Annotated in this window: 15 protein-coding genes; 10 read left to right on the top strand and 5 right to left on the bottom strand. The window is 43.5% G+C overall.

Annotated elements, in window-relative coordinates:
* Positions 1 to 84: 84 nt before the first annotated feature.
* Both sbnA and M2444_RS09935 read left to right on the top strand, forming a co-directional pair.
* Entirely contained in the window at positions 85 to 2358 is a 2274-nt protein-coding gene (sbnA, locus tag M2444_RS33455) for a 2,3-diaminopropionate biosynthesis protein SbnA (RefSeq protein ID WP_306440447.1), read from the top strand.
* A 31-nt stretch (positions 2359 to 2389) separates the two neighbouring features.
* Positions 2390 to 3355, top strand: coding sequence for a 2,3-diaminopropionate biosynthesis protein SbnB (locus M2444_RS09935; RefSeq protein ID WP_280786858.1), 966 nt, complete (start codon positions 2390 to 2392; stop codon positions 3353 to 3355).
* 144 nt (positions 3356 to 3499) lie between these two features.
* On the opposite strand, the gene M2444_RS09930 is transcribed toward M2444_RS09935, so the two are convergent.
* Positions 3500 to 5242, bottom strand: a complete 1743-nt coding sequence (locus tag M2444_RS09930; RefSeq protein ID WP_280786857.1) for an SGNH/GDSL hydrolase family protein — start codon at positions 5240 to 5242, stop codon at positions 3500 to 3502.
* A gap of 237 nt (positions 5243 to 5479) precedes the next feature.
* On the opposite strand from M2444_RS09930, the gene M2444_RS09925 reads away from it, so the two are divergent.
* Positions 5480 to 8335 (top strand): glycosyl hydrolase 115 family protein, encoded by a 2856-nt coding sequence (locus tag M2444_RS09925; RefSeq protein WP_280786856.1) that lies wholly within the window; start codon positions 5480 to 5482, stop codon positions 8333 to 8335.
* 55 nt (positions 8336 to 8390) lie between these two features.
* Here the strand turns inward: M2444_RS09925 and M2444_RS09920 are convergent, their stop codons facing one another.
* From M2444_RS09920 to M2444_RS09905, 4 genes are all read right to left on the bottom strand, one after another.
* Entirely contained in the window at positions 8391 to 9170 is a 780-nt protein-coding gene (locus M2444_RS09920) for a helix-turn-helix domain-containing protein (RefSeq protein WP_280786855.1), read from the bottom strand.
* A gap of 93 nt (positions 9171 to 9263) precedes the next feature.
* Positions 9264 to 9884, bottom strand: coding sequence for a TetR/AcrR family transcriptional regulator (locus M2444_RS09915; protein WP_094869373.1), 621 nt, complete (start codon positions 9882 to 9884; stop codon positions 9264 to 9266).
* A 44-nt stretch (positions 9885 to 9928) separates the two neighbouring features.
* Entirely contained in the window at positions 9929 to 11119 is a 1191-nt protein-coding gene (locus tag M2444_RS09910; protein WP_280786854.1) for a pectin acetylesterase-family hydrolase, read from the bottom strand.
* A 168-nt stretch (positions 11120 to 11287) separates the two neighbouring features.
* Complete coding sequence (locus M2444_RS09905; protein WP_280786853.1) at positions 11288 to 14419, bottom strand: alpha-mannosidase; 3132 nt, start codon at positions 14417 to 14419, stop codon at positions 11288 to 11290.
* A gap of 249 nt (positions 14420 to 14668) precedes the next feature.
* Here M2444_RS09905 and M2444_RS09900 point away from each other — a divergent pair, with 249 nt between their 5' ends.
* The 7 genes from M2444_RS09900 (at position 14669) to M2444_RS09870 (ending at position 26373) form a co-directional block, all read left to right on the top strand.
* A complete protein-coding gene (locus M2444_RS09900) occupies positions 14669 to 16483 on the top strand; it encodes a sensor histidine kinase (RefSeq protein ID WP_280786852.1) in 1815 nt (604 codons plus the stop codon).
* A complete protein-coding gene (locus M2444_RS09895; protein WP_280786851.1) occupies positions 16483 to 18051 on the top strand; it encodes a response regulator in 1569 nt (522 codons plus the stop codon). The genes M2444_RS09900 and M2444_RS09895 overlap by 1 nt, the downstream gene beginning before the upstream one ends.
* A 295-nt stretch (positions 18052 to 18346) precedes the next feature.
* Positions 18347 to 19228 (top strand): ABC transporter permease, encoded by an 882-nt coding sequence (locus M2444_RS09890; protein ID WP_094869451.1) that lies wholly within the window; start codon positions 18347 to 18349, stop codon positions 19226 to 19228.
* Positions 19229 to 19247: 19 nt separating this feature from the next.
* Positions 19248 to 20171, top strand: a complete 924-nt coding sequence (locus tag M2444_RS09885) for a carbohydrate ABC transporter permease (RefSeq protein WP_094869368.1) — start codon at positions 19248 to 19250, stop codon at positions 20169 to 20171.
* 86 nt (positions 20172 to 20257) lie between these two features.
* Positions 20258 to 21775: an ABC transporter substrate-binding protein gene (locus M2444_RS09880; protein ID WP_094869367.1), complete on the top strand. Its 1518-nt coding sequence runs from the start codon at positions 20258 to 20260 to the stop codon at positions 21773 to 21775.
* A gap of 123 nt (positions 21776 to 21898) precedes the next feature.
* Positions 21899 to 23218, top strand: coding sequence for a glycoside hydrolase family 125 protein (locus M2444_RS09875; protein WP_094875083.1), 1320 nt, complete (start codon positions 21899 to 21901; stop codon positions 23216 to 23218).
* Entirely contained in the window at positions 23215 to 26373 is a 3159-nt protein-coding gene (locus M2444_RS09870) for a beta-galactosidase (RefSeq protein ID WP_280786850.1), read from the top strand. Before M2444_RS09875 ends, M2444_RS09870 begins: the two co-directional genes overlap by 4 nt.
* Positions 26374 to 26385 lie beyond the last annotated feature (12 nt).

The following is a 26385-nucleotide window of genomic DNA, read 5'->3' as shown; positions in this document are numbered from 1 at the left end:
GATCCATAGGCTATATTACGGAAATGCCTTAGCTTTTGATTGGGCAACTACCAAATCGTAGAACACACTGAAAGAATTCGACATATGATTATGGTAGGTATTTATCTATGGGCTGCGGCATGCGGTCAACAGGAGGCGGCCATCATGCTGCTCGACAAAGAAAAATTACAGGATAAGTTGCTTAAAGTAATTGAGGCATTTCCCTGGTATAGGGGGCTGATCGGCGGCGAAAGAACGAATTATAGCTTAGAGACACTTCCGCTTATGACGTCGACAACGCTAGATACCTATTATTATAATCAACCCTTTGATCCTTCTTTGACCGTATATAGGACGTCGGGTACAAGCACTGGCCGTCGAAAAGCCATTCTTTACTCTAAGGAAGACGATAAGCACTATATAGATATTAAAACGAAGCTGTACGGTGATCTTATTGCGGGAAGTGGATGCGTTAGCGCTTTGGCGGACATGGGTACTGGGCATGCGGCGAACACTGCGTTGTCCATTTTTGAGCGGTTAGGATTGCAACATTGTTCAATTGCCTTTGAATTGCCAATCGAGCAGCATATTGAACAACTTCAAACCTTCAAGCCTGACCTGCTTTACACTATGCCTTCCATCCTTGATCATATCGTTCATGCTACTAAAGATCTGCAGGCTTTTGGAATCCGTAAGATTATTTTGGTTGGGGAAATCGCCTCATTAGGGTGGCAGCGGAATATGGCCCGTCTGTTCGGTCTTGAACCGCGCGACATCATTGATACGTATGGCTCTATTGAAATAGGCACGATTGCTTATTATTCACATGATCTTGGCAGGTATATTTTTGCTGATGGGATTTTTGCAGAAGCGATCGGGGCGCAGGAGATTGGCGAAGAACTAAGTCCGCTTAGTAATGATGAAAGTGTTCTTGTTCTTACTTCTATGGTTCGCACAATGCTGCCAGCTATTCGTTTTGTTACCTATGACGTTGTAAGGGACTTTAGGTCTGTGATGGTAGATGGTGTGGAGAAACAGAGCTTTAGTTCCATCGTCAAACGGGTGGGTCGGGAGCTGAAGCATGGGGAGAAAATCAGCCTGTACGATATCGAACAGGTCGTATACCGACATATCGAAGATGCGATCATTCGGGTCAAAGTGAGGAAGAACGCGCTGAGCGTTTATATCAAAAGTAAATCTGCGGATAACACCATTGTCCCGAAGATCAAAGAGGAAATTAGGGAATGCATTCCGGAAATCGGCATGATGATTCGAAACCATCTGCTGGATGATATTGAGGTCATTATAGTAGGGAAAGACGAGCCGATGGACAGTGGAAAGGTTAAGAACAAAAAGCTATATTACCAGAAAGATAAAGATCGCGCAGAGATGGACGTCACTGACGGTATTTTGTCGACGATCGGAAATACACCCTTAATCAAGCTGAAGAGCTTGTTCTATAAAAGTGAGTTTGACGTCTATGCAAAAATGGAGCTGATGAACCCGGGAGGAAGCGCCAAAGATCGTCCCGCCCTGCGGATGATCCAAGAGGCGTGGAAGGAAGGAACAATAGGTCCGGGAACCACGATCATTGAATCGAGCTCTGGAAATATGGCGATCAGCCTGGCCATGATTTGTAAGTATTTGGGGATGCGTTTTATCAGCGTTATTGATCCTAGAACCACGGAAACGAATCTACAAATTCTGAAGGCGTTGGATGCCAAAATCGACTATGTCACTGATCCCGATCCCGTAACAGGGGAGTTTCTTCCTGCTAGATTGAAACGTGTGCAGCAGCTTTTGGCGGAAATATCAGGCAGCTACTGGCCGAATCAGTATGCGAACGTAAATAATTTTTTAGCCCACTACCATACGACAATGAAAGAAATCGTGACTGATCTTGAACAAGTGGATTATTTATTTTGCAGCGTTAGTACATGCGGAACCATACGGGGTCTTGCGGAATACGCAAGGGATAGCGGACTTCGGACCAAGATCGTGGCTGTCGATGCAGAGGGAAGCGCGATTTTTGGAGGGAATAAGAGTACACGGCGCTTTCCGGGACTAGGTGCCGGCATCGTGCCACCTTTCTGCAGAACAGATCTAATCGACCATATCGTGCATGTCTCGGATTCAGATATCGTAAAGGGTTGCCGGATGTTGGCGCAGAACGAATCCATCCTGGCTGGCGCATCGTCCGGGGGAGTCATTGCCGCCGTTAAGCAAATGGAGCCAGAATTGACTCCGGGAGCTGTCTGCGCAGTCATTCTGCATGATAAGGGAGAGCGTTACCTCGATACCGTATATTCTGACTCATGGATTCTGAACCAATTCGGTCAGGAGCTTTTGGCTGAATGTGGCGATTGCCCAGAGATGTAAGAAAGGATATGTTTCATAAGGAGGTCACGGTATGCTGTACTTAAATGATCGAGATATACGGGCAGTAGGTGTTGATTGGCTTATTCTTGTGGAGGCGATAGAAACTGCTGTGGGTATCATCGATTCAGGTGATTATGTGCAGCCGATAAAGCCTTACCTAAGGTATAAGAGTCCACAAAACCGGATTATTGCAATGCCCGCTTACGTAGGGGGAGAGGTGAACGCAGCAGGGATAAAGTGGATTTCCAGTTTCCCGGATAATATTCAGGCTGATCTTCCTCGCGCGCATAGCATCATTGTATTGAATGAACCAAGTACAGGCCAGCCTTCAGCCGCCTTGAACTCTCCGCTTCCCAGTATCATTAGGACGGCTTCCATCAGCGGACTGATGATTCGTTCCTTTTTGCTGGCGCGTTCAGTGGAGCGGATTCATCTAGGCATTATCGGCTGGGGACCAATTGGGCAGTATCATTGTCAAATGGTTACGGCTTTGTACGGGGATCGAGTCGAACGTATCCGGATTTTCGATATCAAGGGAGTAGACTTATCAGGAATCTCATCTCTCTTTAGAGATAGGATGGAAGTGGCTAAGACGTGGGCGGACGTTTATCAGCATTCGAATATCTTTATTACTTGTACTGTATCCGAACATCGGTATATCGATCTGTATCCTGAAAAAGGTAGTCTTCTGTTAAATGTTTCACTGCGTGATTATAAGCCGGAGGCGTTAGCTTCGTTAAAAGCCATTATCGTCGACGATTGGGATGAAGTGTGCCGTGAGAATACGGATATTGAGCAGCTTCATTTGGAGCAGGGGCTCACTCGTGCTGACACCCAGATGATTACCGATGTCGTCTTACGCCACAGCCTAGCTGAATTCGGCGAAGATGAACCGATCTTCTTTTGCCCGATGGGGATGGCCGTCTTTGATATCGCTACAGCGGTGTATTACGTAAACAAGGCGAGGGAAAAAGGGATAGGGACCGAGCTGGAGTAAGGAGAGCAAGAATGAGAGCAATTCTGTCCATATAACAGCGATAACCCGCATATTGAGCGGGTTTTTCATTATGTTATGCACTAGTATATTGGTTTCATATGGATATGTTTGCAACATGGAATGCAGTCTATTGTGATTTGTTGATTAAAGGTTATAACCGAAGCCTAGAATAGTAAAGCACTTATCCTGATCTTCGGGCACCATTTTGATTTCTATTTGATGCTCACTGCTAGCTTCGTTTTGATATAGAATTACCGGATTGCAATGTGTCCAGTTGTTCACGTGAGGATCAGCAGTAACTGCAAGGCTGCCGTCTACGAAGATATCCGCCTTGCCGAATTCGCTGCTGCCGGAATCCTTGTATACGAGGATGAGATTTTTACTCGTTATTGTCAGCTTGAAGCTTTCTTCTCCAGACGCTCTTGAATGCATCCAATTATGAGGGAATTCCGGAGTACTGTGAGAGTCAGCATTCATTTCTACCCGCTGCAAATCGGTATCGATCCCCGAAAATCCACCTACTTCGATCTTACCTGCGTCAATATAGTTTTTTCGATCCAGCAGGAGGGTTCCTGCAAAATCATTCCCGATAACCGGTCGTTGATCCAATAAGATCTCATCTTCATTCATTAGTGATTTATGGGTTTCGGTGAATAAATAAGCGAGACAATCAGCCATTACCCGGTGACCCTCATTTGTCGGATGATAGATATCATAGAAAAATTGCCGTTTAGAGATGATGTTGCCTTCAGCTTTACTCAGGCGGAACTGCTCGGATACGGCATCCTTTACACTAACCATAGGAAGATTATAATGGCGGCCAATGGGGGAGAGTCGATCCTGCAGGTTCCAGTCATTCATAAACACACTGAACAGAAGGATTACGGCAGGCTGATGATCGGCGGAAAGTATTTTTAAGCATAAGCTTTCAAAACAATTTCCTTTCGTTTCATCTCCTTCATCGTTTACCGCAAATTCCACTACCACGATATCTGGTGTTACGGAACCGTCTCTAAGAATATCTCTTTCATAACGGATGACGCCAAGCTCGGAGGGTGTCCCGCCGACCCCAGCCTTCACAAAGTGGATGTTCTCACCACCATTTGTGCCGAATAAGTCTTTAAAGCTTAAATACGACTGATAGGCATAACATTCTGTGGGTATCGGCTTAGCACCGGCTCCTTGAGTAATGGAACCTCCAATATAAGCGATCGTGACTTCCTCGCCCTTTATAGCCTTATTTATGGCAGCTTTTAATCTTTTATTATTGCCAGCGTGCAACAAGGATTGCGTAATGATCTTTTGGTACTCATTCGATTCAAAAGCAACCGGCGGTTCAAGGATTAGCTCTGGAACAGAATAACCGTCATGCAAATAAAAAATAACACTCGCAATCGCCAGTTCGCCTGCATTATTAAATTCAAACGCAAATTTTCCGAGCACATCATCCTCTTCAGAACCCGGACAATCTGCTAACCTCAAAATAACCTCTGAACCATCGGAGGGGCAGGGTACACGTAAATGACTGCCGGATTCATATTTACTGGTTTTTCCCCAGTGCTGCAATAAAAAAATTACAGGATCTTCCTGAGCGTTAGCCCTTCTGACGGATATTCCGATACTATGGACTAATTTGCGAAATCCTGTACTGCTCCCCAGAAGCTCCAGAATTGCTGCATCTGTGACGCCGCCTATAAATTTGGTCTTGTCGATCAGATAGCTGCCTTCCAGATAAACTTCTTGTGACGGTTTCCCTTCGGCTCTTGCTGTTGCTTCAATGGCTGCTTCATACAGCACAAAAAAGCCGTTTCTACGATCAGCCGGGTCCTTTGGAGCCTTCGGACCTTCAATCTGTTCGCCTGCAATGAATTCGTTATTCTTTTCCATATGGATCATCCTCGCTTTGTAAGGTTCTCTTATTATGGATGCGCTTGCAAATGAAATGATTCTGCTACAGGGAATACCTGTTAACAGTAACATCAAATATCTAGATTGTTCAACCAATAAACAAAGTTTCATTTAATAATTACAAAAACTTGCTAGTTTGCACATGGAAGTTGAAATCGCTTACTTATATAATGTGCCTAGTCATACGAAAATAGGATGCTTAAGGGGAGAATAATCATGCCTACGCAGGAAATAAACCTTGTGAAGCAGGGCAAAGCTGTCAAGATTTACGTGGATCCCAAAGGGAAGGATTATGCCGGTTTGCGGCGCGTGGCTCAATCTTTTGCAGCAGATATTAAACAGGTAACTGAGGTAGAACCTGAGATATATACAGAATTGCAGGAATTGGATGGAACAGTCATAATCGCTGGATCGATCGGCAGTAATGAGCTTATCGATCGTTTAATTGCGGAGGGAACTGTGGATGTGTCCGCTATCCATGGGAAAAGGGAATGTTATCAAATTCAGGTAGTTGAACGTCCGACAGTAGGAGTGGACAAGGCGCTCGTCATTGTGGGGAGCGATAAACGCGGGACGATGTACGGGATCTATTCCATTTCTGAAAAAATTGGCGTTAGTCCGTGGGAATATTGGGCAGATGTTGTACCAGAGAAGAAAGCAACCTTGATCCTGTCTGATAGCCAGCTACATAGGATCTCCAAAGAACCTTCGGTTAAATACAGAGGGATTTTTTTGAATGACGACTGGCCGTCCTTAGGCTCTTGGGTAACTCAAAGATTTGGTGATTTTAATGAAGATTTCTATGACAAGGTGTTTGAACTAATTCTTCGATTAAAGGGGAATTATTTATGGCCAGCGATGTGGAGTGCCGAATTCAGCCTTAACGGTAAAAGCAATCCAATCGCCAACGCCCAGCACGCACAGGAATACGGCATTATAATGGGAACCTCCCATCATGAACCTTTATTTCGGGCAGGCAGTGAATGGCAGAAGGTATATAACCAATATGGAACAAGTAACTTATGGGATTTTGCCCGAAACAAACAGGCCATTACGGATTTCTGGGAAGATGGAATCAAACGGAATCGGGACTTTGACAATTTAATTACATTAGGGATGCGGGGAGAAAGTGATTCTGCGCTGGAAGGCTCCGACCAGGAGAATATTGACCTGCTGAAGGATATCATCCTTACACAAAAAGACTTATTAAAGAAATATAATCTTGAGCACGCGCCCCAAATTCTAGCCGTATACAAGGAAGTAGAGAAGTATTGGTATGGCACTGCTGAGGTTGAAGGCTTGAAGGACTGGGAAGTCCTGAATGAGGTTACGATCCTGCTGGCTGATGATAACTTTGGCAATCTCCGCAAAATCCCAACGGAACACGAACGTGATCGGAGTGCAGGGTGGGGGATGTATTATCATTTTGACTATCATGGTGGTCCGCATTCCTATGAATGGTTAAATACGATTCCGCTGGAAAAGGTTTGGGAGCAAATGTGTATGGCATTCGACTATGGCATCCGTGAGGTATGGATTGTGAACGTCGGGGATTTGAAGCCTATGGAATTGCCCATTTCCTACTTTATGGATTTGGCCTATGACTTTGAAGCTTGGGGTACTGGAGCGATTAACCGGACTGAGGAATATACCAAACGATGGGTAGAGCAGCAGTTCGGATATGCACTGGAACAAGAGACATGCCTGGGCATCGCGCAATTGCTGAGTGATTATACCCGAATAAATGGGCGCCGCAAGCCGGAGATTATTTATCCGTCAACCTTCAGTCCAATCCATTACAATGAGGCACAGAGAGTGCTAAAGCAGGCGATTAGGATGGAGAATGCCGCTGACCAATACTATGCTCTTATTCCTGAATCATTAAAAGATGCGTACTACCAGCTTGTATATTTCCCTGCTGCTGCCTCAGCCAATGTGCTCAAGATGCAAATATATGCTGGACTTAACGAGCTATATGCTGGACGAGGCAGTGTATTGGCAAATACTTACGCTACTCTGACTCATGAAGCCATCGAAAGGGATAAACAGCTGGAAAAGGTTTATAATAGCGGAATTTCAGAAGGGAAATGGAAAGGGATGATGAGTTCCCCTCATGTCGGGTATATTCACTGGAATGCAGAAGGGTGGAAATATCCAGAGGTGAGCACGTTGATTCCCGCTAAAGGCTCTATATTGATTGTTGATATTGAAGGTACGGAGCAAGCGTATGTTGCGGGTACAGCGAATCTTCCGGTTTTTACAAATCTTCAAAAGGAAAATTATTGCATTACAATCAGCAACGGTGGAGAAGCGGGTTTTGAATATCAGGCAAAAAGCAGTGTAGCTTGGATCAAGCTTGAGAAAACATCGGGGTGGATCAAGGCTGGGGAGTCTTTACAGGTTTTTGTAGATTGGGAAAAGGTTCGCGAGACATCGACGGGTGAAATTACGATCTGTGGTGCCGGGGGCACCATTAAGGTGAATGTAGCTGTGGACTGGACTGACATTCAGGGTGTGCCAGCGATGACCTTTATCGAGGCGCATAATAGAGTGGCCATTGAAGCGGAGCATACCTCAAGCCGTGTTGCACAATCAGGGGTGGAATGGAAGACCATTGCTAATTATGGGCGTTCTTTATCCTCGGTTAAAATGTTTCCGGATGCTGTATCGTTTGAACAACCGGAGTGTGCACCTTATCTGGAATATCAGGTTTTAGTACAGCAGGCTGCAGATTACAGCTTAACCGCGTATATTGCTCCAACGAACAACCTGTCACAGTCCAGTGGATTAAAATATGCGATAGGCTTCGATGCGCAGACGCCAGTGATTATGGATGCTCTACCTACGGATTTTGCGGGCGGTAATCATGATAATGAACCGTGGTGCCGCGGGGTTATGAATAATATCCATACCGTGACCACCATTCATGCTTTAACGAAGGGTATCCATACCCTCCGCTTTTACGGATTGGATGCGGGCCTGGTCCTGCAAAAGCTTGTGTTGTCCGCTGCGGAGCTTCCGTATTCCTATTTGGGTCCAGAGGAGAGCTTCTATAGTAGGGGGACGCACTAATTCATAGTTAGAGCTAATTGAAGGGCAGAATCCACGAATGGTTCAGGGTCCTCCGTTATTTCAAGGCAGATGACGGAGGATAACCCTTGATATTTTTGAAAACATTACTGAAGTAGGCGACATCTTGATAACCACAGTGCTCTGCTACTTCGGACACATTGAAGCCACCTGCGGACAGAATCATCTCGGCATTGTTCACCCGTACTTTATTTATGAATTCCTTATAGGTGGAACCGGTGTTTTGCTTGAACAGCTTGCCAAGATATACAGAATTTAAGGCAACCAAATCAGCTAGTTCCTTGATCGTAACTTCCTCCGAATAATGATCCATAATATAGGTCATTACTTTTTGGATTCTCAGATCGATCAGAGGTGTCTCCTGATGGTGGGTTATGCTTAACAGGCGATATACGATCAGTTGAAAAATGGCTCTAGCCTTCATTTTATAAAAAGGCTGTTTGCCCATCCATACATGCGAGAAATCTTTGATGTCCGCTAGGATCTCTTTAGTTCTCCAATTTTTGGTTACAGTCTCAAAAGGGAGCTGCACATGATTGTCCTCCCCCTCCCAGAAGAAATTAAACGCAAAAGAACGCATGGGTGCCTCCTTAAAGGTCTGCGCTTCCCGAATACTTCCGGAAGGTGCATAGAGCATATCACCAGCTTCAACCGTAAATTTCTCCCCATTAATAAAATAGTTCGATTTCCCTTCCACAATGAAGGTAAGGTCATGGAAATCTATTTTGCTCCTCGTTATCTCCCAATCCGGGAAGGATCTGCGGTCGACGAACAAAAAAACATTCGGAACTAGATTCTCATATTTGCCAATGTCCATTTCAGCCATTGCTCCTTCCATATAACTAGAGCCGCACCAATACCGTTTGTATATTATACCGAAATGAAACCTATAACGAAAAGACTCTTTTAATCATTGGGAATGCCGTACGCCATGCATAATGAAATCCTTGAATTGTCGGTCCGTTGCCCGGTCTTCCTCCGTAACCATACCGCCCCGCTGATGCGTAATAATAACGGCTTTTTGTAAATACATGAAATACAGGTGGGTAGACTTCTGCAGAATGTTCAGCCACTTATTTTTTTCCTCTGGAGCCACTGTTATTGTGTCAAGCAGTATAAGTCGCGAATACCAGCCTTCCATAGCCTTCTTAAAGTCAGGCAGTTCTGCAGGATTCTTAGAAAGCGTGCTGTAGTAAACTCCAAAAATGGCATCATAGTAAATCAGTGACTCCTGATGATCTCTTAGCGCCAAATATTTATCCAGAATGTTCTCTAGTGATTGTACCGGCTGTTCAAAATCAAAATCAAACAGCAGCTGGCCAAACATCCGCTCCAGGTTAAGGACATAGATTTGAGCGGCTAATTCTTCTTTGTCCTTATAATGATGATACAAAGTGCGCCGGGAGACCCCGGCTTGTTCTGCAATTTGAGCCATATCCGTACGTTCAATACCTTGAGCACAGAACAAGCTGAGCGCTGTATCCTTAATGATCTCCCTCGTCATTTGCATCTGCTTTTCACGCAAATTCATTAATTTTCTCTCCTGCCTTGTGCGAATATTTCGCTAATTCTGTGCTATTTCTGAGCTGGCTTCGACGTCATGAGGAACTTGCTGCCCACGGAATAGGGTTTCTGATGGTTGACCGCATCACCTAGCCATTTCAGAAGCTTCACACCATCTTGTTCAGCCTGAAAGAAGGTCTCTCTGGTTGCGAAAGTGTGCGGGGTTGTACCCGTCTTTACATTTAACCCATAGTCGGTCAGATAGTAATAATAATTAGGTAAAGTGGCAGCCAAAGAAGATACCGATTGCCGCATTTCCTGTGACCATTCATTAATAATGCGTTGATCTCTGGGCCCCTTGTAATCGTTGATGTTATTCTGAAAGTGGATCAGAATCTCGTCAAATACCGAGTAGGATTGCAATATTACCGCATTCGCAGGCAGTAGATGACCGTTCGCTTTAAATGCTGCCCCGATGATATCCGCTTCAGGGGTATACCCAAAGTTCTTAACGAAGTCTGCCTGCCATTCCTTATTCACAACATTTGGCCACTTGTCTGATTTCAGGAAGGAACTGTCTGAATATTGGAAGATCTCGGAGTCTTTGTAATGAGAGGCGATCTCCGGAGCCCAGAAGGCGGACCCGAATCCACCAGCACTTTCACCTGCAATTAGCAGTTTTCCGGGCTTTTCCACGTTGGCATATATCCAATCAAGGCTGCTTCGCACATTATTGCTGCCGTTATAACGCATTGTAAAGGTGCTGTCATCCTCTCTTTTATATTCAACCGTGCGGTTACCGATATGGAAATCACCCGTCGAATAGGGAAGGTAGACCACATTCCATCCATGAAAAGGATTGCCAGGGTTATCCGTATCCATCATGCCTCTCAGCAATGTCAGCATATAGAAGGGGATATTGGGGAAATAGTTGCCCGTATCTCCACCTTTAATGAAGTTCATGAGCTTGATTGGGTGCGCAGCGCTTTGGGCATCCCAGCTGGCCCCTCCACCGGAAAAGAAGATGATCCAGTTATTAGTCTCACCCTTTTTATTCCACATAAAATACTCTGATCCATCACTTGAAATGACATTTCCGTCCAGCTTGACTTTATTCCACTCATAAGGCTTCACTTCCGTGATTACGGGGGTGGCGGTGGCCGGTCTCTTGATCACAAAAGCGCTAATCGCAAGAATAGCAATCAAAGCAAGGCTCAATAATCCAATGCATGTGAATATCGTAATTTTCCCCATTCTTCTCATATACATCTCTCCCTTAAATGGAGTATACGCTACGTTAACTCATTGCGCAATGTGTATACTTAAATTCAAAATAAACAATCATAATCGAAAAACGGGGTGTCCTCGCAGCCTTTTATACATGGCTACAGGGACACCCCGATGTTGTATGTTACTTCATTTAATTAGATTCTACACTTCGATTTCAAATGTTCTAATCTCGTAAGGATCAAGTACAAAGGTAATGACAGGTTCAGTGTGAACCTCACCTTCAGGACGTTCCATTAAATTACACTCTTGCCATGAAATAATGTTCAAGTCGCTCATCATATCAATCTGCTGGCGGCTTCCGGAATAGTCGTGAACACGTACGACTAATTTTTGGCCATCTTCAGATTTCTTAAGGGCAGATACCATAACTGTATTCGTAGAAAGACGAATCATGGACTTTGTTTCCACTTCAGCTTGCCCCATGGTGCTCCGCAGTGGATTGTTGATAGACCAGGCTTGACGGACGGTATCACCTTGTAGCCAATCCCCAGTATGAGGCAGGATAGAGTAGGTGAATGAATGTTCGCCTTGATCCGCATCAGGGTCAGGGTGTGTTGCCGATTTGATTAGGGATAAACGCATCACATTATCCTTGATATCGTAGCCATATTTGCAGTCGTTCAGCAAGCTGACGCCATAACCACGATCTGATAAATCTGCCCACTGATGACCCACAGTCTCGAATCTAGCGTAATCCCAGCTAGTGTTCCAATGTGTTGGCCGCTTAACATTACCGAACTGGATATCATAAGTGGCTTCGGTAGCTCGTATCGCAACAGGGAAGGCTACTTTCATTAGCTGTTTTTTCTCATGCCAGTCTACGTTCGTCACGAAGTCGATACGACGATGCCCAGCGTGTAAGATCATTTGCTGTTTAATCGTGGAATCCATATAGCTCCATGTGAATTGCACAATACAACGCAATGAACCATTTTCTATGACTTCAATGCTAGTGCAGTCGATCACTTCGCGCATTTTTTGCTGATAGTAGATGTCAATGTCCCAAGCTTCATGTGCTAATGGTTTATCCTCAAACACTTGGAACACATTACCGTGACTTCCATTAGCTAATACTTGACGCTGTTCGTATTTATCATAGATGGATGACAATTGACCTTTCTCGTTCCACACTATTTCAAGATGAGGCGTTGAAATTCCTGATTCACTTAGCTTGAATGGAGTGCTTAGTGGCTCAGAATTCACATCTGTCACGAAGGAGATGGTGGTGTATCCGAGAGAAGGAATGTCGGACACTTCAATGATCCAACGGTCACCTTCACGTTGAGCTTGAAGTTGTTTACCTTCTGAACTTACCCAATGTCCTGCTTCCATCCCAGTCTCTACTGCGATTTCTACAAGCTCAGTGACTTCCCAAGAAGCATTGTTCCAGATGGTATATTTACCGGCTTCACTTCCGTTCACTAGTGCCTTCGTAGATTGTTCCCATACAGATTGACCAATGGCTTCGGCTTGAGCATATTCAATCGTACTGTCTTCATACACTTCACGGATCGAAGAGCCAGGGATAATATCATGGAATTGGTTACGCAAAATAATTCTCCAGCCCTCGTCTAAGTCGGTCTGACGATAGTTCGACCAATCTTCAGACACCACACTTTGCAGTGCGTTTAGCCATTCCGCCTCGCGGTATAGCAGTTCAAGCTTGCGGTTCATCCGCTTATTGTAGGCTTGGCTAGTGTACGTGCCGCGGTGATATTCTAAGTAAAGCTCACCATCCCATACATGGACATAACGATCTGTATTAGCAACGGTTTCTTGCAGATTACGGAAGTAATCTCCTGCTGTTCCTGTTTCAATCTTCGGTAGTCCTGGGAGATCGCTCAGTCTACGGCGCATCTCTAGCATTTCACGGTTAACCCCTCCGCCGCCATCACCATATCCGTAAGACAGTAATAAATTGCGATTCACTTCTTTGTCCCGGTACGTATCCCAAATCCCTTTTACAGTCTTAGGAATGATGCGGCCATTATAGGTGTAGAACCAAGAATCTTCTTCAGACCAAGGCTCAGGTGTTGTAATGAAGTGTGTTAATACTTCAGTGCCGTCAATACCACGCCATTGGAAGGTATCATGTGGCATGCGGTTGTATTGATTCCAGCTAATTTTCGTGGTCATAAACGTATTAATTCCTGATTTTTTTAGAATTTGTGGCAAGGACCAGCTGTAGCCAAATACGTCCGGCAGCCATAAATAATCACATTCAACACCAAATTCATTTCGCAAGAAGCGAGTCCCATATAGCAATTGACGGACAAGAGACTCACCTGAGGTTAAGTTACAATCCGCCTCTAGCCACATGCCACCGCCAGCTTCCCAGCGTCCTTCAGCTACACGTTCACGAATCTTCTCGTAGATTTCTGGATAATCGTTTTTGATGTATTCATAGAGCTGAGGTTGAGTCTGTAAAAAAGTATAGTCAGGGAACATTTCCATCAGACGGAGTACGGTCGAGAAGGAACGCGCACATTTCTCACGGGTATGCTTCAATTGCCATAACCAAGCTACATCAATATGGGTATGACCAATACAGGTAACAGTAACTGGCGAAGACTTTTCCATTTTATTAATTTCATCACGCAAATAATTACGAGCTTCCTCGATCGAAGCGTAGAAGACCTCTGAACCTGGACGAGACCAGTCAATCAGAAGAAACGAGCGGTCTACTGTACTTAGCAGCTGTGTATATTCTGGTGTTTTTGAATCGAGTACGTTCAGCGTCTCAACTACAGCAAGTGCAGTAAAGTAGAAATCATCCGTTGCATCGTCCAGCCAACAAATTTCTGCCATACGAATGCCATGGGTTTGATCTTTTTTAGGACCGCCACCTTCAAGTCCCGACCATAAACGGAAGGTAAGTGGAAGCTTCGTACCTACCGTTTCATCCGGCAAGAACACTTCTGTATGATTGGAATCTACGCCTTGATAGGGTTTACCATTGTAAAAGAATAAAGATTCAAAGCCGGAGTTGTTTCCGGCACCCGTCTCGCCAAAATCAAATCGACCCAGTACCCTGCGTCCTGCCCAAGAGGCGGGTACGTCTATCTGTGTCGTTAGCCATAAATACAAATCGCGGCCTTTCCAGGTATCGCCAACCTGTAGTTTAGACCATTCTCCATCCACTGGTGGCTCCGCTGCAATTTCACCTTGTTCGTCAATCATAGAATTGAAAAAAGGAATGTGTATTCGATCCCGGTAACGATATTCGGAAATCTCGTTTAGTTGGGAGTTGAGTTTACGTTTGGTTAGAAACATGAGTAATAGCCCTCCATTATCTTGATGGGGGACGAGGATTATAAGACTTATAGGGTAATTACAGGTTTGTTTGGGGGGTAGAAACCAACTATAGACGATTTTAAGCGAGATGTAAACTCATGATAAAGAAAAAGTATGCGGGGAAGAAAGATTTACATCTAAAAATGAATGCGCTCCCATTGCACAAAAAGAAAGGTGGTGTTAAGCTTCTAATCCTAAAGGTCTAGATTTTGAAGGAAGGTGAATTTGTTGAATATAAAGAAATTTTATCAAAATCATTTACGAAAAAAACTGTTTAATAAAATTTTAGCTATATATTCATCCATCATCATTATTACGCTCATTGCCTCTTCCATTACCGTTTATAAATACTATGAACAGACGATCACGCGTCAACATGTTGATGCTAATCGAGAGGTATTGGATTACGTGAGTTTATATATGAATCAGCAGTACGAAGGGATCCAATTGGCCATCCAGCAAATTTATAGTGATGCTTCTGTAAGTGAGGATTTGTCCTACTTTTTGCAACATGATTATGGAGATTATCTAAAATATCGTTTAGATCAGTTTGCTGAGATTGGGAGCTTCGTACCCCATACATTCGATACTTACTTCAAAACATATTTGAATCAGAAAAGTGGTATTTCTGACGTTATCTTATACAGCACTGAGAAAGAATTTTATTATTTATATAAAAATAATACACGACAGCTCTACAAAAGAGATATAGATATTTCAGAGCAAAAATCACCCATACCCAAGAATGGTTGGGTTTCGCATGAGAAAAAATTATTACTTAAGGAAATAAGGGAAGACAATAACAATTTGTATACGATGACTAGGGAGCTTAAAGATCCGATTTCATTGAAAACGATCGGTATGCTCATTATAGATTTTGATGCTGAACTTATTTCAAAATGGCTTGGTACGAAAGGTACAGAGAATAATGGTCAAGTGTTGGTTCTAACACCAAGCGGTGATGTCATATATGATTCCTTAGGAAGGTATATGGGACAGCAGTATCCGCATATCGCTGGTCTTTATTCAGACAACTGGACTGCACTGGATGGATTATCCAAAGTTAACTTAAATACAACGAATAGCTCAGGTCTTATTGTGGCAGGGATCATTCAGAAGTCGCAGGTCAATAAAGAAATGGTGGTAGTACGAAATTGGATTATCGGGATAACGGCAGCACTTATTGTTGCGGCAATGTCCATTACATACGGAATCATTTTACGTTTCTCTAAAAAAGTGAAGATCATTGTCAAATCTATGAAGCGCTTACAGGAAGGCGACTTAAGTACACGCATTCACCTTAACCGAGAGGATGAATTGCAGCTCATTGCCAACAATTTTAACTATATGTGTGAAAGACTAGAGCTGTATATTAATAAAGTTTACATTTCAGAAATTACGCAAAAAAATGCAGAACTCGTTGCTCTTCAATCGCAGATTAATCCGCATTTTTTATATAACACGCTTGAAGCTATAAGGATGCGGGCTATTTCGCAAGGTGCGAAGGATGTAGGTCAGATGATTTACATTTTATCTACGTTATTCCGAACGATGATTAAGAAAAGTATGGTTGTTACCATCGCTGATGAGATTGAATATTGCAATCTATATCTTGAGCTGTTTCAGATTAGGCATAAAGATAAGCTTCAAATCGAGTCGCGAATAAGTCCAGTGGCTATGAATTGTTCTATTGTTAAACTGCTGATTCAGCCGGTCATTGAAAATTATATTGTTCACGGATTCAGGCCCGAACGCTCCGATAACCTAATCCGCATTGAAGTCACTGAATCTGACGGCAGCATTCAAATTGCTATTAGAGATAACGGGAATGGGATTATTCCCAGCAAGCTAACGGAACTTCAAAAAACACTTCAAGTCAGTATGCGAATGGATGCACCACCTTCCTCGCTTGGACTATGTAATGTGAATGAGCGAATTAAGCTTTATTATGGGGTTGAATATGGATTATCGATTGCTAGTGAGATAGGTGTAGGAACATCAGTCATCATGAATATACCAGTGGTAAGGGAGAGTACTAAATAATGCACAACATACTTATTGTGGATGATGAACCTCTTATTCTTGAAGGATTACGTTCAGTGATCGAATGGGAAGATTATGGACTAAGAATCGCTGGGCAAGCGAGTAATGGGGAAGAAGCTTTAGAATTTTTGCATAGCCATAACGAAGCCATTGACATATTAATTACAGATATTACGATGCCAAAGCTTACGGGACTTGAACTCATTCAACAAATTAAATCTTTTGATTCAAAAATGAGATTTATCATCTTAAGCGGCTATGAACAATTTGAGTATTTAAAAGCTGGAATGAGTCTTGGCATTGAGAATTATATTCTTAAACCCATTAACATAAAAGAATTGGAATCGACCATTGAGCAAATTGTTGAGGTCCTCAATCATGAGGATGTTGAACAATTTCATGCGAAGGAGGATCAGCAAGTTTTACGTAACAATATTCTAAATCGTTGGGTCACAGGAAATATAGACAGACAGGAGCTATTGCATCGTTCAAACGTCTTAAATATTTCTCTGGACTGTTCATGTTTTACGGTGGCTGCGATTCGGCTTATTACGGAACATGAAGAGGATGAGGGTCAACTGCACCCTAATCAACTTATGGAAGAATGTTATCGTATCGCTGTGCAGTCCGTAGCAGAGCGCGGAACAGTTATTGTTTTTATAGATATGGAAGGTGATCTTGTTCTTATTGTTGCGGAGTCGGCTGAAGATGAGAACAAAGAAGAAATGTATTGCATGCTGCAACAAGTGCAATGTGAGATTATGCTTGAATTAGGAAAGTCTGTCTGGATTACGATAGGAAGTAAGGAATATACTTTTCAAGAAGTACCACAAAGCTATAAAAAAGCGAAAAGTTTATATGTGGATCATCTCATGCTGCCGGGCTACCCGATTATAGATGTGGACCAACTGTCGAAGATGGTGTTACATGAGGAAAAGCTCGAAATTGATTATGAAGCATTTACTAAACTATTATTATCTGGAGAGCGTGAGGCGGCAAATCAATTTATTGCAGAAACGTTCCAAAAGCTGTTCGGATGTGGCGTAATTACACGCATTGATAATTACAACGTGGCGATTGAATTAATGTTGATCGCTAAGAATATGGAGAAGAACTGTAATTTCAGTGCGGTGTTTAATCCTTTGCTACGCATCCATACCATTGAGCAGTTACTTCATCATGTACAGGAAAGTGTGAATGAAACACTGGACCAATTATCGCTAGTGAGTGATGAACTCAGTCCGAATATGAGATATATGGTGGATCAAGTGAGCAAACATTATAGAGAAGAACTATCTCTGAAGACGCTCAGTCAGCGAATGAATATGCATCCTACTTACTTGGGACAGCTATTTCAGAAGGAGATGGGGCGAAGCTTCTCTGATTATGTGAATCAATTCCGAATTGAAAAAGCAAGACAATTGCTGCTTCAAACTACGTTATTAACCAATGAAATTGCAGCTGAAGTAGGGTATCTAGATCCAGCGTATTTTTATCGCCAGTTCAAAAAATCAGTAGGCATATCTCCAACAGAACTTCGAAAGATGTATAAAAAAGAAAAGGCGTAGGATTTAGGAAATGTTCCCGGGTGTCACGTTCAAGTGGAGGGTTCACGAACGTTGGTCACGAGAATGTTTCCTTTTTTTTGTTCAAATCATAAGTCGATCTTTAATTTTTACATATCATTCTGGAGTTTTTCAACTTTATGAAACCGCTTTTATAGCCCAGAATAAAAGATAGTTAAAGGGGCAAGGAAATAAGATCGAAAGGGTATTACGGGGATTGTTTGGGGATAGAGAAGGGGGATGTAGAATAGTGTCTGCATTTTTCAAAAGCTTAAATAAGGATAAAGTACTGTGGTTTATGGTATTACCAGGGACAATATGGTTCCTAATTTTTTGTTACTTACCGATGTTCGGAACCATTATTGCATTTAAGGATTTCAAGATTCATCGGGACGGTTTCTTTGCAAGCGTTTTAAATAGTAAATGGGTTGGCATTGAAAATTTCAACTTTTTGTTCTCGACGGAGGACGCCTATATTATTACAAGAAACACGATACTGTATAACTTGGCGTTGATCTCTCTCGGTTTAGTTCTTGCGGTGGGCATTGCGATCACCTTGAATGAACTTGTGAACAAACGGACGGCCAAAGTTTATCAAACGGCGATGTTTATGCCTTATTTCCTTTCTTGGGTAATTATTAGTTTCTTTACATTCAGCTTCCTAAGTGTAGATAAAGGGATCTTGAATCAAGTGATTACGTACTTTGGAGGCGATCCTGTTTCCTGGTATGGGGATACTCGCTTTTGGCCATATATCCTAATTTTCATGGGGATTTGGAAATCAATTGGTTATTCAAGTGTTGTTTACTTAGCGGCTATTGCGGGTATCGACAAGTCCTATTATGAAGCGGCTATGATTGATGGGGCCAGCAAATGGCAGCAAATTAAGTTTATTACACTTCCCTTGCTTAAACCTTTAATGGTAACGCTAACTATTCTTGCGATTGGTGGTATTTTCAGATCTGACTTCGGTCTATTCTATCAAATTCCTCGGGATTCCGGTGTTCTATATTCCGTAACGAATGTTATCGATACTTATATCTATCGAAGCATGAGTACGACAGGAAACCTAGGGATGAGTACAGCAGCGGGTCTATATCAATCAATCGTCGGATTTATCATGGTAATTGTAACGAATTCTATTGTGAAAAAAATCAGCAAAGAAAACGCGATATTCTAGGAAGGAGTCAATTGACGTTATGGAAGTATTCAAACGTAAGCCGAAAGAAGTCGACAACAACGCCATTACTCCTTTTTGGAATGTGGTACTCAATATTGTGATAGGAATTTTCGCTTTTACCTGTGTGTTTCCGTTCTTGTTTGTCATAGCCATTTCTTTTACAGATGAGAAAGTCCTCGCTTTAAATGGATTTAGCTTAATTCCAGAAAAATTTAGTATGGCGGCATATCAGTTTGTTTTTAACACAGGAGATCAGTTATTTCGTTCCTTTGGAGTCACCTTACTTGTTACTGTACTAGGTACGCTCATTAGCTTATTTCTAATTACAACTTACGCCTATGTTCTTTCTCGAAGATCATTCCGCTATCGTAATTTTTTCAGCTTCTTCGCCTTTTTTACGATGTTATTCTCAGGCGGTATGGTTCCAAACTATATCGTAGCAACGCAGTTTTTACATTTGTACAACACGATCTGGGCTTTGATATTGCCAATAGCGATGAATGCATTCTTTATTCTAGTAATGCGGACCTTCTTCCAGACTTCAGTGCCTGATGCACTTATTGAGGCAGCTAAAATTGACGGTTCAGGGGAGTTTCGGACGTTCCTGCAAATTGTACTTCCGATCTCTTTACCAGGGATTGCAACGATTGGATTGTTCTGTACGCTGGGCTATTGGAATGATTGGTTTAATGCGCTGCTGTATATAGATGATGCGAGTCTTGTACCGCTCCAAGCGATGCTGATGCGAATCCAGAATAATATGGAGTTCGTCATTCAGAACAGTATGCAGATGGGATCAAGCTTTGAGATTGCTGCGACCTTGCCGACAGAAACCGTTCGTATGGCGATGGTTGTACTGGCGACCTTGCCTATAGCACTAGCGTATCCTTTCTTCCAAAAATATTTTGTACAAGGCTTAACCGTAGGCTCTTTAAAAGAGTAACGTTATTATGATGTATTTATTCGAATCGCTAGTACTAGGAAACGATATAAATAAAAAGTTAATTAATCTAAAGGGGGAAAATAGAAATGAAAGCGAAAAAAAGTTTAACGCTGGCTCTTGTAGGAACAATGCTTTTGTCTGGCCTTCTTGCTGGATGTGGTTCGAATAATAATACAAATGCTGCTAAAGAAACAAACAATTCAGCGGCTGCAGGGAATTCAGCAGAGAATACATCGGGATTAAAGCCATATGAGCTGAAGATGTATTTAATTGGTGGACCTCAAAAGGATTTGGATCTTGTACTAAAAGAAGTTAATAAATATACCCAAGAAAAAATTAATGCGACGTTGAACATTACGATGTTCGATTGGGGCGATTACGATAAGAAGATGCAAGTCATCACCGCTTCTGGTGAGCCTTATGACATTGCCTTTACCTCTTCTTGGACAAATGATTTCCGCCGTAACGCAGCTAATGGTACCTTCTTGGGTCTGAACGATTTGCTAGATAAGTATGGAAAGGAAACGAAAGAAGTTTTGGACCCTCGTTTCTTAGAAGGAACTAAGATTAAAGGTGAGATCTACGGTGTTCCTGTAAATAAGGAGCTTGGGCAGCAATGGGTATGGCGCTTCAATAAGAAATATGTTGATAAATACAACATGGACATTTCCAATATTCGTACATTGGATGATCTAGAGCCACTTCTTAAAACAATTAAAGAGAATGAGCCTGCGGATATTACACCGCTAGCTGTTCCTAAAGGCTTTAAACCATTCATGCCATTTGACTATGTACTAGGTGATGAGTTACCTATCGGGGTCTATATGGATTCCACAGATGGCAAGGTTGTTAATATTCTGGAGACACCTGAACTTGCAACATCGTTAGATACGATGCGTAGACTTTACACAGCAGGTTACTTACGTCCAGACGTTGCAACGCTTGAAGGCATTGATAACATTAAGACAGGTAAATGGTTTGCCGATCGCGAAATCACACAGCCTTATGCAGAAAAAGGTTGGTCTCGTTCAGCAGGTTATGAAATTGTAACTTCGCCTATGCATGAGCCTTATGTATATACACAATCCGCCGCAGGTTCGATGCACGCTATTTCCGTAACCTCAGGTGATCCTGAACGGGCTATGATGTTCTTGAATCTTTTGAACACAGATAAGTACTTACGCAACTTGCTCAACTATGGTATTGAAGGCACTCATTATAAGAAAATCTCCGAAAATGTCATTGAAGATCTGCCAGCTATGCAAGATAGCTATGCAATGCCAGGCTTCACGCTTGGAAATATGTTACTGACTTATCTGCATGCAGATGACCCTGCTGATAAATGGGATGCTTTCAAGAAGTTTAATGATTCTTCAAAAGAAGCCCCTACCTTCGGTTTTGCATTTGACCCTACACCTGTAAAAACAGAAGTAGCAGCCATCAACAACGTAACTAAAGAATTTATGCCAGCGCTATACACAGGTTCTGTTGATCCTAAAACATATCTGCCAAAAGCAACCAAGAAATTTAAAGAAGCTGGACTGGAAAAAGTCATTGCTGAAGTTCAAAAGCAACTTGATGAGTGGAACCAGACAAAGAAATAAGCTTTGAACGTAACAAAACGCCTACGATTAATCTAAAGGTAACACAAATAGGATTAGTGGAGACGGGCAGCTATGCTGCCCGTCTCTCTATCTATACTCATTTTTATCAAGAGGAGTGGGAATATGGAACAATTTAGACTGCCAACGATCTCAATGCCGAAGCTTCCGCTTCCACAAGCGATTCAAGAGGTGTTGAACGAAGCAGAGGAGAAATTAGCTCATCGGCCTAAACTACTGCAGCTCTTCAAGAACTGCTTCCCGAATACACTTGAGACAACGACTAAGCTCATGGATGATGGAACAACATTCATCATTACTGGTGATATCCCTGCTTCCTGGTTGCGGGATTCTGTAGAGCAGGTTATGCATTATGTGCCATTTGCGAAGAATGACCCGGATCTTCAACGTATCATTAGCGGTCTAATTAAACGACATATTCAGTATATACATATTGATCCGTACGCCAATGCGTTTAACGAAACAGCAAATGACTGGCATTGGAGCACTAGCGATATTACGGAAATGTCCCCTTGGGTGTGGGAACGTAAATTCGAGATCGATTCTCTCTGTTTTTCTATGCGTCTGGCTTATGCCTATTGGAAAGAAACGGGGAAGACTGATATATTCGACGCCGGATTTAAGGCAGCAATGGTCAAAATATTCAACTTATTTAAAACTGAACAGCGCCATAACGAATTATCTCCATACCGTTTTACGCGTAATAACGGAATTCCTGAAGATACGCTGCGCAACAACGGCCTTGGTATGCCTGTAAATTACACGGGTATGGTCTGGTCAGGGTTCCGATCAAGCGATGATGCTTGCGACTTCCATTACAATATCCCGGGGAATATGTTCGCCGTTGTTGCCTTACGTCATATGCAGGAATTCGCAGAATGGGTATTCCGTGATCTTGAATTTCTAAAAGAGCTTAAAGCATTAGAAGCGGACATTGATCATGGCATCAAGCTGTATGGGATTTACCGTCATCCTAAGTTTGGTCCAATCTACGCCTACGAGACCGATGGGTATGGCAACTACTGCTTGATGGATGATGCGGGAACACCGGGACTCATGTCGATTCCTTATCTCGGCTATGTTACGGCAGAGGATGAGATTTATCAGAACACACGCCGATTTGCGCTGAGCAAGGAGAATCCTTTTTACTTTGAAGGAACCGCAGCGAAAGGGATTGGCAGTCCACATACTCCGAAAGATTATATCTGGCATATGGCATTGTCTATGCAAGGTTTGACGGCTTCTACGAAGGAAGAGAAGCTGGACATGCTTGCGATGCTAGAGTCAACAGATGCGGGGACTGGTTTTATGCATGAAGGATTTCATGTCGATGACCCGAATATATTCACTAGGAAATGGTTCGCTTGGTCTAATAGTCTGTTCTCCCAACTCGTCTATAAAGCGATGAAGGAAGGACTACTATGAGCAGCCCTAACAGACCTGTAATTATATTCTATGATTCTGATTTTCCGATTTCGAATTCGATTCCTAGCGATGCGATTAAATTCATGCGTGAGTTCGGTACGATTGTGAATGGAGATCAGCTTGCAGCAGCGCTTAGGGAAACCGAAGGCGGCTGTTTCATTAATCTGCATGCACCCTATTTCCCAAAAGCGGCATGGATAGACATTCTTGGATATTTGCAGAGAGGTGGCGGGCTGATCAGCATTGGAGGCGCCCCCTTCAAACAACCCGTTCGCTGGAGAAATGAACAATGGCATGTGGAAGCGGAGCAGACTTCATATCATCAAGAGCTGTATATTCATGAGGCATTACGTGTTGATTGTTCTCGTAATCAATCCTTGCTAGCATCAGATGTCATTCCTTTGCTTAAGGGTCAAGAAGCTCTCTTTTCAGCGAGTGAAGAGACATGGAACCTTGTGCCACATACGACGAAGACGAGTGATTTGCCCCATCAAATGGGGTCGGCAGGTCCGATGAGCACACGCATTTACCCGCTTTTGAAGGGAATTACGCATGAGGGCCGGGAAACTGCCGCTCCAGTAGTTCTTTGGGAGAATACGATTGGTTTATTTGCAGGCTCACGCTGGTTGTTCGTAAATACGGCTGCAACGTCTTCTTTATGGAAGGAAAAAGGGCTGTCCGCGATGTCTGAGTGGGTTCGTTTCTGCAGTAAGGGTGTAACGGAAATGTGGGTTAAGCCAAATTACGCATCATATGAGCCAGGAGAACGCGCTTCTCTGACACTTCAGATTCAGCAGCTTGAGCGGGTAAAATCTTCTTTGCGAAATGAAGACAAATGGAAGTTAACAATGTATGTTGAGCATGAATCCGATCCCTCCTTGCGTTGGTCCCACAGTTTGGAGATGAAGGCTAATGCTGAGCTTAACATCGTTCGGGTGCCTATTCCTCTGGAAATTAGGAGCGGTCTGTTCCAAGTGATCTGCGAAGCGGAAGCCAGTGATGGTGAGGTCCGTATTCTTCGTCAAGGGTTCTGGGGGCATGCCCCTGAACTTCTTGCAGCAGGTCAACCGGTAACGAGTGGAAGAGATTATTTCATAAAAGATGGGCGTCCGCTACCTGTTGTGGGGATGACATATATGACGAGTGATGTGGCACGGAAATTTCTATTTCTGCCGAACGTCGGGGTATGGGATCGCGATATGGATCAAATGCGGAAGGCAGGGATTAACTGGATCCGAACAGGAATCTGGACGGCTTATCGCAATGTGATGCAAGACGATGGTCATGTTTCAGAAGAGGTACTGCGAGCGATTGATGCCTTTATCATGACGGCGAAGAAGCATGATCTTCAGGTGACTTTCACGTTCTTCTCCTTCACACCGGAAACGTGGGGTGGTGTAAATCCTTACTTGGACCCCCAAAGTGTTGAGGCTCAGAAGCGGTTCATTCGTTCTATTGTATCTCGTCATAAAGCGTCTTCGAATGTAGATTGGGATCTTATTAATGAACCGTCGATGTTTGATCCGGCACGGATTTTCTCGGAGGGTCCGAGTTCATGTCATGATCGCTTCGAGCAACAAGCTTTCATAGAATGGCTTCGGCATAGACATGGGGAAATCGAAGTGCTACAGGAACGTTGGAATATGACACCCGCACAGCTTCCAGACTTTGCATCGGCAGGGCTGCCAGAAGCGAAAGAGATGAACTTCGATGTACAGGATATGCACAGCGCAAAAAGAGGGACACGTTGGCTTGATTATTGCTTGTTCTCTATGGATATGCATAACCGGTGGGTGAAGCAGTTATATGACACCATTAAGGAGCAATGTCCAGATCAGATAGTTACGGTTGGGCAGGATGAAGGGCTAGGGGCACAGCGACCTTCGCCGTTCTTCTACGAGGAGGCGGTGGATTACACCACTGTACATTCCTGGTGGTTTAATGATTATCTGGTGTGGGATGGCATCTTTGCCAAGACGCCTAATAAGCCAAACCTGATTCAAGAAACCGGCGTCATGTATGTAGAAACTCCTGATGGACGAGCCAAACGTTCGGAGCTAGAGCTGCGAAATCTGCTCGAACGCAAATATGCCTATGCGTTTGGAACTGCTGGTGCGGGGGCCATACACTGGATTTGGAATACGAACTTCTATATGGATAATGCGAATGAGTCCCATATCGGAGCATTGAGAGCAGATGGAACCGAAAAGCCAGAGGCGGATGTCTCTTATGACTTCGGGAAGTTTATAGAGGGCATTCGTGACGTATTTGGAGATCGGAAACTGGAAGAGATCGCTGTGGTGTTTCCGTATTCGAATGATTTCTCTAACCGGAAGCTGGCTTTCGCTGCTACAACAGAGCTTACCCGTATTCTTTCATATGATCTGAAGATGCCTTTCAGAGGGGCTTCTGAATACCACCTAGATGATTTGGAGAACCATCCTGTGAAGCTTATTATACTGCCAAGCGCGCATAACTTCGATGATGCAGCGATGGAAAGGCTGTTACACATCGTTGAAGAGACTGGTGCGGTATTGCTTGCTACAGGCCCGCTCGACATTGATGCTTACTGGCGTTCTTCAGAGCGCTTAAGTGATATTCTCGGCAAGCGTGAATTGCGTAATGTGCGCCGTGAAGAAGTGCTTAGCCTTCAAGGTCAAGAACTACCCGTCTCCTTCGGTCACCGGCGGATTGCTGAGGTATCGAAGGAAACGATGATTCACGAATCCGGCGGAAGTGGAAGTTCTGCCATAGATACTGTCGTGAATATTCCACTCGGCAAAGGCCGGCTCCTATGGAGTCCACTGCCCGTTGAATTGAGCGACCGAAGTGACACTACAGCTGCACTGTACAGCTACGCGATGACTTCTGCTCGTGTGGAGTGTGATTTGGAATGGATTAGTGGTGGGAACTTAGCAGGCATCTATGGACGGAAATTGAACTTTGATACGGGGGCACTGTTCACCTTCGTGTCGGAATATGCTCAAGATGCGAAGATCGAGGTGAAGGATTCAGCCACTGGCCGAACCTACGCGTTCTTGTTGGAACAGGAACGTTCAGTCCTGTTTGCTACGGACTATAAAGGTGATCTTCTTGGCGTGTATCGCCAGCAGGAAGTCGAAATCCATATAACTTATCCACAGCTACTACATTAAGCATCTTAGTAG

It is taken from the genome of Paenibacillus sp. PastF-3 (assembly GCF_029893135.1).
GTDB lineage: Bacteria > Bacillota > Bacilli > Paenibacillales > Paenibacillaceae > Paenibacillus_AQ > Paenibacillus_AQ nitricinens.
The sequence above is the reverse complement of the archived record's forward strand: the minus strand, read 5'-3'. Positions and strand labels throughout refer to the sequence as shown.